The 13,168-nt window shown below is 44.4% G+C and carries 5 protein-coding genes; all 5 read left to right on the top strand.

Annotated elements, in window-relative coordinates; translation table 11 throughout:
• The first annotated feature begins 70 nt into the window (after positions 1-70).
• The 5 genes from H6541_09415 (at position 71) to H6541_09395 (ending at position 13,061) form a co-directional block, all read left to right on the top strand.
• Positions 71-6,265 (top strand): SprB repeat-containing protein, encoded by a 6,195-nt coding sequence (locus tag H6541_09415; protein MCB9015999.1) that lies wholly within the window; start codon positions 71-73, stop codon positions 6,263-6,265.
• Positions 6,216-6,668, top strand: a complete 453-nt coding sequence (locus H6541_09410) for a hypothetical protein (GenBank protein ID MCB9015998.1) — start codon at positions 6,216-6,218, stop codon at positions 6,666-6,668. Before H6541_09415 ends, H6541_09410 begins: the two co-directional genes overlap by 50 nt.
• Positions 6,669-6,715: 47 nt before the next feature.
• A complete protein-coding gene (locus H6541_09405) occupies positions 6,716-7,093 on the top strand; it encodes a hypothetical protein (protein ID MCB9015997.1) in 378 nt (125 codons plus the stop codon).
• Between the two features lie 82 nt (positions 7,094-7,175).
• Positions 7,176-8,432: a hypothetical protein gene (locus H6541_09400; protein MCB9015996.1), complete on the top strand. Its 1,257-nt coding sequence runs from the start codon at positions 7,176-7,178 to the stop codon at positions 8,430-8,432.
• A 165-nt stretch (positions 8,433-8,597) separates the two neighbouring features.
• The gene (locus H6541_09395; GenBank protein MCB9015995.1) at positions 8,598-13,061 is read left to right on the top strand and encodes an HYR domain-containing protein; all 4,464 of its coding nucleotides are present in this window, start codon (positions 8,598-8,600) and stop codon (positions 13,059-13,061) included.
• Positions 13,062-13,168: the final 107 nt, after the last annotated feature.

Here is a 13,168-nt window from a genome sequence, read left to right as displayed (position 1 = left end):
TAGCCATGATGATGATAATCTGCCGCCTGGCAGTAAAAAGGAAAACAAAAGTAGTTTAAATATTATAGTTATGAAAACATTTACTATCAGCTTAAGAGCTAAGGTAATCCTGTCGGCAATAATTACGTTATTGGTTATTACAAACGTGAATGCTCAGTTTGGGACCCAAAATGAAAATGTTCATGTCAGGATTCCTGAAGTTATTAATCCTGGTCCCAGAGAAAATATGGGCAATGGTGCATTAATGGCTCCTGCAGGATCTATTTCAGTTGCAGAAAATTCAACTTATAATGCCATGTCGGTTTCAGAACTGGTTAAAAATGTATTGGTAACCGGTTGTTTACAGGCTGATAATATTCGTTTTGGATATTATAAAAAGAATAATAATAACAGCTGGTCATGGAACAACTACAGCTTGTCATCTAATCCCGGAGACAGGATGATTGGATATTTCAATAAAGGAACATCAAATTTTCCTATTGAAGAAGGGTTAATCCTGTCAACAGGTAAAATCAGTTCGGCAATGGGCCCTAATAATTCAGGTAGTTATTCAGATAAAATGAATGCAAATGCAAGCGATCCAGATCTTGCAGGTATAACTAACCGGACAATGTATGATGCAGCTGTTCTCGAATTCGATTTTATTCCTGCCGGAAATACAGTTGAATTCAAATACATTTTTGCTTCTGAAGAGTATATTGAGTATTGTGAAACTGAATTTAATGATGCATTCGGTTTTTTCCTCAGTGGCCCTGGTATTTCAGGTCCTTATACCAATAATGCAGTAAATCTCGCGACGATTCCCGGAAACATTGCAGTTTCAATCAATACAATCCACCCATCAGGTACAAATGTTTATCATGCTAGCTTTCCTGCAGAAAATGCTCAGTATTATATTGATAATCCAAGTGGCTCAAATAAGATGCAATTTGATGGAAGCACTGTTGAGCTCACAGCTACATATAATGTAATTCCTTGTCAGACCTACCGTATAAAAATGGCTGTTGCTGATGCTTCTGATCAGCTATGGGATGCAGGAGTTTTTCTTTCTGCTAAAAGCTTTAATTCAGAAACACTTACTCTGACACACTTTGGTAATAATATACTGAACAACAATAATATTTTTGAAGGTTGTTTAAACAATAAACTGGTTGTAACCAGACAAACCAGTGATTTAACGGAGCCTTATACAGTAGATATTCTGCTTTCAGGAACAAGTGTTAATGGCACCGACATACTTACTGCTGACGGACAGCCTTTCCCTACACAAATTACAATTCCTGCAGGCCAGGCAACTTATGAAATACCTTATTATGCTGTGAATGATGGAACAGGTGACAATGCCGAGACATTTATTGTTAAAGTGCGTAATTCATGCCCCTGTGATGCCAATATTGTTTATGTAGAAAAGGTAATCCACATTTATGAAAATGTTACAATATCTTCCATCTCAGCGACAAATACTTTATGTTCCGGACAGAGCAATGGAGTCATTACAGTAAATGCTTCTGGTGGTTCAGGAAATTATGAGTATTCAAAAGATAATGGAACTTCATGGCAAACATCCAATACTTTTACCGGGTTGGTTGCTGGTAATTATACTATTTTGGTTCGTGACCCAGGCAGTTGCAATAATCCGGTTTCTGGCTCGGCAACTGTTGGAAGCCCTTCTGCCATTGTAGCAAATGCCGGTTCAGATGTGACAATTTGCTCAGGTTTGAGCACTCAGTTAAATGGCACAGGTGGTGTGCTCTATTCATGGAGTCCGGCAACGGGTCTGAATAACCCTAATATAGCTAATCCAATAGCCAGCCCTGCCACAACAACAACCTATACACTTACTGTAACTAATGCATCAGGAAACTGTGCTTCTACAGATCAGGTTGTTGTAACCGTTAATCCTTCGCCTGTTGTTACTGTTTCACCATTAGAAACAGAAATATGTTATGGTTCAAGTGCAACTTTAACCGCTTCCGGTGCTGCAACATATAGTTGGAATCCAGGAGGTGCTACAACCGCAGAAATTTCGGTCAGCCCAACTTCCAACACTTCATATGTTGTAACAGGAACCGGAGCTAACGGTTGTACTGCCACTGCAACTTCAACCATTATAGTAAATCCTGCTCCATTGAATGTATATGCCGGGGCAGATGCAAACATAGGATATTGTCAGACATATCAATTGCAGGGAACGGCAAATGCAAATGGGAGTGGCACATTGTCATATTCATGGTCACCTGTAACAGGCCTTAGCAATCCCAATATTGCAAACCCAATATTTACGCCAGAATCAGAAGGGAGTTTTACATATACTCTTACTGTAACAGGCGCAAATGGATGTTCAAATTCGGATGAAATTATTATAGCTGTCGCTGAAGAAATTAGCGTTTCAGTCGAAGTTGTTAATAATTCTTGTCCTGCAACTCCCGATGGTTCTATTCATATTACATTATCCGGAGGGACTAGTCCTTTTTCATTTAGTTGGACAGGGCCAAATGATTTTATGAGTGAAAATGAAGATCTGAATAATATTTTGTCAGGTATTTATCAGGTTGTAATTACTGATAACAATGGATGCTCAAAAACTGAAACATACACAGTAGCAACCATTCCTGATATAACTGCGCCAGTAATTACCACTCTGGCAGAGAATGGAGACTTAGGTTGTAATCCGACAGTAGTAGCTCCTGAATTTACGGGTACCGATAACTGTGAAGGCAGCATTATTCCCGAGGTGACCACCAGTGGTGCAAGCAACAATGGAACTTCATACAGCCAGACCTGGACAGCCACCTATACCGATGCCTCGGGCAATGTAGCAGAACCGGTAATCATCACCTATACCTGGACAGAAGATACAGAGAATCCGATACTTTCCACCACAGCGGTTAGCGCTGATTTAGGTTGTAATCCTGAAGTATCAGCTCCTGAATTTACGGGAACAGACAATAGCACAGGTGTAATAGTACCTGTGGTAAGCACAGAAGGCGCAACACACAACGGCATATTCTATAGCCAGACCTGGACCGCCACATATACCGATGCTTGCGGCAATGAAGCAAATCCATTGAGTATTACCTATACCTGGACAGAAGATACAGAAAACCCAGAAATAACCAGTACTTCAGTAAGTGGCAATATGGGTATCAATCCTGTAATTACAGCACCAGCGTTTACGGTAACCGATAACAGTGCTGGTCCTCACACCGCCGTTGTAACCACCACTGGCCCACAGGCAAGCGGATGCAGTTACAGTCAGACATGGACCGCTACATATACTGATGGTTGTGGTAACACCGCAGAGCCATTAAGCATCACCTATACCTGGACAGAAGACAGCGGATTGCCAGTAATCACAACCCTTGCAGAGAGTGGAGACTTAGGTTGTAATCCTGAAGTATCAGCTCCTGAATTTACGGGTACCGATAACTGTGAAGGCAGCTTTACACCCGAGGTGACCACTACTGGCGCAAGCAACAATGGAACTTCATACAGCCAGACCTGGACAGCCACATATACCGATGCTTCGGGCAATGTAGCAGAACCGGTAATCATCACCTATACCTGGACAGAAGATACAGAGAATCCGATACTTTCCACCACAGCGGTTAGCGCTGATTTAGGTTGTAATCCTGAAGTATCAGCTCCTGAATTTACGGGAACAGACAATAGCACAGGTGTAATAGTACCTGTGGTAAGCACAGAAGGCGCAACACACAACGGCATATTCTATAGCCAGACCTGGACCGCCACATATACCGATGCTTGCGGCAATGAAGCAAATCCATTGAGTATTACCTATACCTGGACAGAAGATACAGAAAACCCAGAAATAACCAGTACTTCAGTAAGTGGCAATATGGGCATCAATCCTGTAATTACAGCACCAGAGTTTACGGTAACCGATAACAGTGCTGGTCCTCACACCGCCGTTGTAACCACCACTGGCCCACAGGCAAGCGGATGCAGTTACAGTCAGACATGGACCGCTACATATACTGATGGTTGTGGTAACACAGCAGAGCCATTAAGCATCACCTATACCTGGACAGAAGACAGCGGATTGCCAGTAATCACAACCCTTGCAGAGAGTGGAGACTTAGGTTGTAATCCTGAAGTATCAGCTCCTGAATTTACGGGTACCGATAACTGTGAAGGCAGCTTTACACCCGAGGTGACCACCACTGGCGCAAGCAACAATGGGACTTCATACAGCCAGACCTGGACAGCCACCTATACCGATGCTTCGGGCAATGTAGCAGAACCGGTAATCATCACCTATACCTGGACAGAAGATACAGAGAATCCGATACTTTCCACCACAGCGGTTAGCGCTGATTTAGGTTGTAATCCTGAAGTATCAGCTCCTGAATTTACGGGAACAGACAATAGCACAGGTGTAATAGTACCTGTGGTAAGCACAGAAGGCGCAACACACAACGGCATATTCTATAGCCAGACCTGGACCGCCACATATACCGATGCTTGCGGCAATGAAGCAAATCCATTGAGTATTACCTATACCTGGACAGAAGATACAGAAAACCCAGAAATAACCAGTACTTCAGTAAGTGGCAATATGGGCATCAATCCTGTAATTACAGCACCAGAGTTTACGGTAACCGATAACAGTGCTGGTCCTCACACCGCCGTTGTAACCACCACTGGCCCACAGGCAAGCGGATGCAGTTACAGTCAGACATGGACCGCTACATATACTGATGGTTGTGGTAACACAGCAGAGCCATTAAGCATCACCTATACCTGGACAGAAGACAGCGGATTGCCAGTAATCACAACCCTTGCAGAGAGTGGAGACTTAGGTTGTAATCCTGAAGTATCAGCTCCTGAATTTACGGGTACCGATAACTGTGAAGGCAGCTTTACACCCGAGGTGACCACCATGGGCGCTGAAGTTAATGGTTGTTATTACACGCAAACCTGGACAGCTACATATACGGATGAAGGAAATAATACTGCAATACCTGTAAGTATAACTTATACCTGGGTTGAAGATCATGAGCCACCAGTATTTGCCCAGGCACCAGGAAATGCCAGCTACGAATGTATGTCAGAAGTGCCAGCGGCAGGTTATTTAAGCTGGACAGACAACTGCGGTGGTTCAGGCGAAGTATTGGGAGTAGACGAAATAAGCGGTGAAGGATGCAGTCAAACCATCACCCGCACCTGGAGTGTAGAAGATGCATGTGGCAATCAGGCCTCAGTAAGCCAGACCATCACCATCCTTGACGAGACAGCACCAGTATTTACAGTAATCCCAGCTGACTTAAATGTAGAATGTGACGGAAACGGCAACGTAGAAGCGTTGGAGAACTGGCTGGCCAATGTATCTGCCACCGATGCCTGCGGAGAAGTAGAAATCACCAATAACTTTGAAGGATTAAGCGACGGATGTGGCTCAACAGGAAGCGTAACAGTAACCTGGACAGCAATGGACGAGTGTGAAAATACCGCCACCACCACCGCTACCTTTACCATCTCAGACGAGACAGCCCCAGTATTTACAGTAATCCCAGCTGACTTAAATGTAGAATGTGACGGAAACGGCAACGTAGAAGCGTTGGAGAACTGGCTGGCCAATGTATCTGCCACCGATGCCTGCGGAGAAGTAGAAATCACCAATGACTTTGAAGGATTAAGCGACGGATGTGGCTCAACAGGAAGCGTAACAGTAACCTGGACAGCAATGGACGAGTGTGAAAATACCGCCACCACCACCGCTACCTTTACCATCACAGACGAGACAGCGCCAGTATTTACAGTAATCCCAGCTGACTTAAATGTAGAATGTGACGGAAACGGCAACGTAGAAGCGTTGGAGAACTGGCTGGCCAATGTATCTGCCACCGATGCCTGCGGAGAAGTAGAAATCACCAATAACTTTGAAGGATTAAGCGACGGATGTGGCTCAACAGGAAGCGTAACAGTAACCTGGACAGCAATGGACGAGTGTGAAAATACCGCCACCACCACCGCTACCTTTACCATCTCAGATGAAACAGCGCCTGTATTTATCAATTTTCCGGCTGATATCACAGTAGAATGCGATAATATTCCTTGTTATGTGCTTAATCCAACAGCTTCTGATAATTGTGATGATGACGTTAGAGTTGTATACAACGGAGAAAGAAAAATTGATATACTGTGTAATAATAGTTATACCATAAAACGCAGTTGGACAGCAACTGATGATTGTGGCAACACAATTTACTTCACTTCAGTATATCACTGTAAGAGATACTAAAGCCCCAGTATTTACAGTAATCCCAGCTGACTTAAATGTAGAATGTGACGGAAACGGCAACGTAGAAGCGTTGGAGAACTGGCTGGCCAATGTATCTGCCACCGATGCCTGCGGAGAAGTAGAAATCACCAATAACTTTGAAGGATTAAGCGACGGATGTGGCTCAACAGGAAGCGTAACAGTAACCTGGACAGCAATGGACGAGTGTGAAAACACCGCCACCACCACCGCTACCTTTACCATCACAGACGAGACAGCCCCAGTATTTACAGTAATCCCAGCTGACTTAAATGTAGAATGTGACGGAAACGGCAACGTAGAAGCGTTGGAGAACTGGCTGGCCAATGTATCTGCCACCGATGCCTGCGGAGAAGTAGAAATCACCAATACTTTGAAGGATTAAGCGACGGATGTGGCTCAACAGGAAGCGTAACAGTAACCTGGACAGCAATGGACGAGTGTGAAAACACCGCCACCACCACCGCTACCTTTACCATCACAGACGAGACAGCACCAGTATTTACAGTAATCCCAGCTGACTTAAATGTAGAATGTGACGGAAACGGCAACGTAGAAGCGTTGGAGAACTGGCTGGCCAATGTATCTGCCACCGATGCCTGCGGAGAAGTAGAAATCACCAATAACTTTGAAGGATTAAGCGACGGATGTGGCTCAACAGGAAGCGTAACAGTAACCTGGACAGCAATGGACGAGTGTGAAAATACCGCCACCACCACCGCTACCTTTACCATCACAGACGAGACAGCCCCAGTATTTACAGTAATCCCAGCTGACTTAAATGTAGAATGTGACGAAACGGCAACGTAGAAGCGTTGGAGAACTGGCTGAATGTATCTGCCACCGTCTGCGGAGTAGAAATCACCAATGATTTTGAAGGATTAAGCGACGGATGTGGCTCAACGGAAGCGTAACAGTAACCTGGACAGCAATGGACGAGTGTAAAACACCGCCACCACCACCGCCACCTTTACCATCACAGACGACAGCACCAGTATTTACAGTAATCCCAGCTGACTTAAATGTAGAATGTGACGGAAACGGCAACGTAGAAGCGTTGGAGAACTGGCTGGCCAATGTATCTGCCACCGATGCCTGCGGAGAAGTAGAAATCACCAATGACTTTGAAGGATTAAGCGACGGATGTGGCTCAACAGGAAGCGTAACAGTAACCTGGACAGCAATGGACGAGTGTGAAAATACCGCCACCACCACCGCTACCTTTACCATCACAGACGAGACAGCCCCAGTATTTACAGTAATCCCAGCTGACTTAAATGTAGAATGTGACGGAAACGGCAACGTAGAAGCGTTGGAGAACTGGCTGGCCAATGTATCTGCCACCGATGCCTGCGGAGAAGTAGAAATCACCAATAACTTTGAAGGATTAAGCGACGGATGTGGCTCAACAGGAAGCGTAACAGTAACCTGGACAGCAATGGACGAGTGTGAAAACACAGCCACCACCACCGCTACCTTTACCATCACAGACGAGACAGCACCAGTATTTACAGTAATCCCAGCTGACTTAAATGTAGAATGTGACGGAAACGGCAACGTAGAAGCGTTGGAGAACTGGCTGGCCAATGTATCTGCCACCGATGCCTGCGGAGAAGTAGAAATCACCAATAACTTTGAAGGATTAAGCGACGGATGTGGCTCAACAGGAAGCGTAACAGTAACCTGGACAGCAATGGACGAGTGTGAAAATACCGCCACCACCACCGCTACCTTTACCATCACAGACGAGACAGCCCCAGTATTTACAGTAATCCCAGCTGACTTAAATGTAGAATGTGACGGAAACGGCAACGTAGAAGCGTTGGAGAACTGGCTGGCCAATGTATCTGCCACCGATGCCTGCGGAGAAGTAGAAATCACCAATGACTTTGAAGGATTAAGCGACGGATGTGGCTCAACAGGAAGCGTAACAGTAACCTGGACAGCCATGGACGAGTGTGAAAATACCGCCACCACCACCGCTACCTTTACCATCACAGACGAGACAGCACCAGTATTTACAGTAATCCCAGCTGACTTAAATGTAGAATGTGACGGAAACGGCAACGTAGAAGCGTTGGAGAACTGGCTGGCCAATGTATCTGCCACCGATGCCTGCGGAGAAGTAAACCATGGACTCAGAGCGTAACCTGACAGCAGGACAAACCACACACACGACAGCCCATTACAATCGCGAAAAGTAGAACGCGCAATACGTGGCTTATCCCATGCTGCGAGAGAAATCACCAATGACTTTGAAGGATTAAGCGACGGATGTGGCTCAACAGGAAGCGTAACAGTAACCTGGACAGCAATGGACGAGTGTGAAAATACCGCCACCACCACCGCTACCTTTACCATCACAGACGAGACAGCACCAGTATTTACAGTAATCCCAGCTGACTTAAATGTAGAATGTGACGGAAACGGCAACGTAGAAGCGTTGGAGAACTGGCTGGCCAATGTATCTGCCACCGATGCCTGCGGAGAAGTAGAAATCACCAATGACTTTGAAGGATTAAGCGACGGATGTGGCTCAACAGGAAGCGTAACAGTAACCTGGACAGCAATGGACGAGTGTGAAAACACCGCCACCACCACCGCTACCTTTACCATCACAGACGAGACAGCCCCAGTATTTACAGTAATCCCAGCTGACTTAAATGTAGAATGTGACGGAAACGGCAACGTAGAAGCGTTGGAGAACTGGCTGGCCAATGTATCAGCCACAGACGCCTGCGGAGAAGTAGAAATCACCCATAACTTTGAAGGCCTAAGCGACGGCTGTGGTTCCACTGGCAGCGTTACAGTAACCTGGACAGCCATGGACGAGTGTGAAAACACCGCCACCACCACCGCTACCTTCACCATTGCAGATGAAACAGCTCCTGTATTCACTACCATCCCGGCCGATTTAACAGTAGAATGTGACGGTAACGGCAACACAGAAGCCCTGGAAAACTGGTTGGCCAATGTATCAGCCACAGACGCCTGCGGAGAAGTAGAAATCACCCATAACTTTGAAGGCCTAAGCGACGGCTGTGGTTCCACTGGCAGCGTTACAGTAACCTGGACAGCCATGGACGAGTGTGAAAACACCGCCACCACTACTGCTACCTTCACCATTGTAGATACAGTAGATCCAATCTTTATAAATGCGCCTGTTAACCTAGTTGTTGAGTGCGATGGAAATGGAAATGTAAATGATCTGGAGAACTGGCTTTCGAGTGTAACAGCTTACGATGGTTGTGGAGATGTTTCGATTTCCAATAATTTCAATGGACTCTATAACCAATGTGGTGCTGCCGGTATGGCTTATGTAGTTTGGACAATAGTTGATAACTGCGGAAATATGGCCTCTGCAGGTGCAACTTTCAGAATTTTGGATAGCACTGCTCCCGAATTTACTGTAGTTCCTGAAAATCTTACCGTTGAATGTGATGGTAATGGTAATGTGAATGATCTTGAAAACTGGCTCAATAATGTAGCTGCTATTGATGGTTGTGGAGAGGTTACCATTACCAATGATTACAGCGGAATGAACAATTCGTGTGGAGGTGCTGGTTCAGCATTAGTTACCTGGACAGCAACCGACGATTGCGGAAATACTTCCACAACAAGTGCCACCTTTACCATTGTTGATGAAACAGCTCCAGTGTTTGTTATTGTACCTGAAGATCTTACCGTGGAATGCGACGGCAACGGCAACACAGAAGCACTGGAGAATTGGTTGGCTAATGTATCGGCCTCAGATGGTTGTAGCGAAGTCACTATTGCTAATGATTATGAAGGAATATCATATGTTTGTGGATCGGCTGGCTCAACTACGGTTACCTGGACAGCAACAGATGCTTGTGGAAATTCTGCCACCACCAGTGCTGTCTTTACAGTTACTGACGAGACTGCTCCTGTATTTACAGCTATACCAACTGATTTAACTGTCGAATGTGATGGTAATGGTAATGTTAATGCACTTGAAAACTGGCTTTCAAATGTTGCAGCTGTTGACGGTTGCAGTGAGGTCGTAATATCCAACGACTTTGAAGGCCTGAGCGATGGTTGCGGCCTAACAGGTTCGGCTTTAGTTACCTGGACTGCAACTGACGATTGTGGTAATTATATCACCACCAGTGCTACTTTTACTATTGTTGATACACAAGCTCCATCCATTAGCTGTCCGCAGGATATTTCAGTTAATAATTCACTGGGTGTTTGCGGTGCAAATATTGAAGTGCCGGTGCCTTCATCCAATGACGGATGTGGAAATGTAACTCTTGTAAATAGTTTTAACGGAACTTCTGATGCCAGTGGTCTTTACCCTGTTGGAACAACCGTCGTTATCTGGACAGCAACTGATGATTGCGGAAATTCTTCCGAGTGTCAGATGACGATTACTGTTATCGATAATGAAGATCCCCATATCATTTGTCCTCAGGATATTACAGTTAATAATGATCCGGGCGTTTGTGAGGCTTTTGTTACTGTACCTGTACCAATGGCAAGCGACAATTGTGAAGTGATAACCATTGTAAATAATTATACAAATACTTCAAATGCATCTGCCATTTACCCGGTTGGAACAACCCATATTATGTGGACAGTTACTGACATGTATGGACACAGCAGTAGTTGTTTTATGGATGTAACTGTTGTTGATAATGAAGCACCTGTAATTGTATGTCCTGAGAATATCACAGTGAATACGGATGCAGGCGTTTGTGAAGCCAACGTAACGATTCCACAACCTGAAGTATCAGATAACTGTGGCATTGAAAGCATCACCAACAGTTTCAATGGAACTGATAATGCAAGTGGTATCTATCCGGCCGGCACAACCGAAGTAACCTGGACCGTAACTGATATTCATGGCAATGAAGCACAGTGCACAATGATAGTAACTGTTGTTGATAATGAAGCACCTGTAATTGTATGTCCTGAGAATATTACAGTCAATACGGATGCAGGCGTTTGTGAAGCCAACGTAACGATTCCACAACCTGAAGTATCAGATAACTGTGGCATTGAAAGCATCACCAACAGTTTCAATGGAACTGATAATGCAAGTGGTATCTATCCGGCCGGTACGACCGAAGTAACCTGGACCGTAACTGATATTCATGGCAATGAAGCACAGTGCACAATGATAGTAACTGTTGTTGATAATGAAGCACCTGTAATTGTATGTCCTGAGAATATTACAGTCAATACGGATGCAGGCGTTTGTGAAGCCAACGTAACGATTCCACAACCTGAAGTATCAGATAACTGTGGCATTGAAAGCATCACCAACAGTTTCAATGGAACAGATAATGCAAGTGGTATCTATCCGGCCGGTACGACCGAAGTAACCTGGACTGTAACTGATATTCATGGCAATGAAGCACAGTGCACAATGATAGTAACTGTTGTTGATAATGAAGCACCTGTAATTGTATGTCCTGAGAATGTCACAGTAAATACAGATGCAGGCGTTTGTGAAGCCAACGTAACGATTCCACAACCTGAAGTATCAGATAACTGTGGCATTGAAAGCATCACCAACAGTTTCAATGGAACAGATAATGCAAGTGGTATCTATCCGGCCGGTACGACCGAAGTAACCTGGACTGTAACTGATATTCATGGCAATGAAGCACAGTGCACAATGATAGTAACTGTTGTTGATAACGAAGCACCGGTAATTGTATGTTCAGAAGATGTTACCTTGGCAGCCGGTAGCGATTGTAATGCAATTATTGAGATTCCAGCTCCATCAGTGTCTGACAACTGCGGTATTGAAAATTTGGTTAACAACTATAATAATTCGGGTAATGCCAGTGGTGTATATCCGGTTGGTACTACAGTTGTAACCTGGACAGTTACTGATATTCATGGCAATGTTTCGAGCTGTAGCTTTAATGTTACTGTAACTGGCGGTCCTGTTGCTGTTGACGACAGTGAGACTACAGATGTAAATGTTCCTGTTTCTGTCAATGTTCTTGCCAATGATACTGATTGTGGCAGTACTTTAAATCCGGCCACAGTTGTGGTAACCAGCAATCCTGCACATGGTTTCACAATGGTAGATCCACAAACAGGTAGTATCATGTACACCCCTGAGGCCGGCTATTTTGGAACTGATGTATTCAACTATACTGTTTGCGATTTCTTAAATGCTTGCGACGAGGCAACAGTCACCATAGTAATTGAATCATCGGGTCAACTTCGTCTGATTGCTGAAAATGATTCGGACACTACCTTGGTAAATACTCCTCGTTTAATCCTGAATATAGAGAACGACATTATTCCAGAGGGAGTTTCAGTAGCTATTGAAATCCTGACTCAGCCCTCAAATGGTTTTATTGAGTTACACTCAGATAACACAGTTACCTATACTCCATCTACAGATTTTGTAGGTCAGGATGAGTTTACATACAGGCTATATGACCTTAACGGAATCGCAATTGCTGATACAGCAACCTCAACGATTATAATTGTTCCAGACCCAGGTCGTAATCCTGTTGTTATTTACAATGCCATTACACCAAACAATGATGGTAAGAATGACAGCTGGATAATTGACGGAATTGAAGAATACAATGATAATGAAGTCCTCCTCTTTAACCGTTGGGGCGATCAAATCAGGTATTTTGAAAACTATGACAATTCCACTGTAGTATGGGACGGAACAAATAAAAACGGCGAAAAGCTACCCAATGCAACCTATTACTATATCGTGAAACTTAGGTCTATTGGGCAGGTTTATACAGGTTGGGTGATAATTCACGGCAACAAATAAATTATCCTGAAGATACTTACCGGTGGCAGATTATAACAAAGTTTGTTGCCGGTAAGTATACAAGGGTAAGTCATTGAAAGCAAAACAAAAGAATAAGGGAAATTAAA

The sequence above is a fragment of the Lentimicrobiaceae bacterium genome, from assembly GCA_020636745.1.
In the GTDB taxonomy this organism is placed as follows: domain Bacteria; phylum Bacteroidota; class Bacteroidia; order Bacteroidales; family Lentimicrobiaceae; genus Lentimicrobium.
Note: the sequence above shows the minus strand (reverse complement) of the source record. Positions and strands in the feature narration are given on the sequence as shown.

What these genes read in the sequence shown, in the direction of transcription:
- H6541_09415 (MCB9015999.1), top strand. Translation starts at nt 71, where the DNA reads ATGAAAACATTTACTATCAGCTTAAGAGCTAAGGTAATCCTGTCGGCA.
- H6541_09405 (MCB9015997.1), top strand. Translation starts at nt 6,716, where the DNA reads ATGGACGAGTGTGAAAACACCGCCACCACCACCGCTACCTTTACCATC.
- H6541_09400 (MCB9015996.1), top strand. Translation starts at nt 7,176, where the DNA reads ATGTGGCTCAACGGAAGCGTAACAGTAACCTGGACAGCAATGGACGAG.
- H6541_09395 (MCB9015995.1), top strand. Translation starts at nt 8,598, where the DNA reads ATGGACGAGTGTGAAAATACCGCCACCACCACCGCTACCTTTACCATC.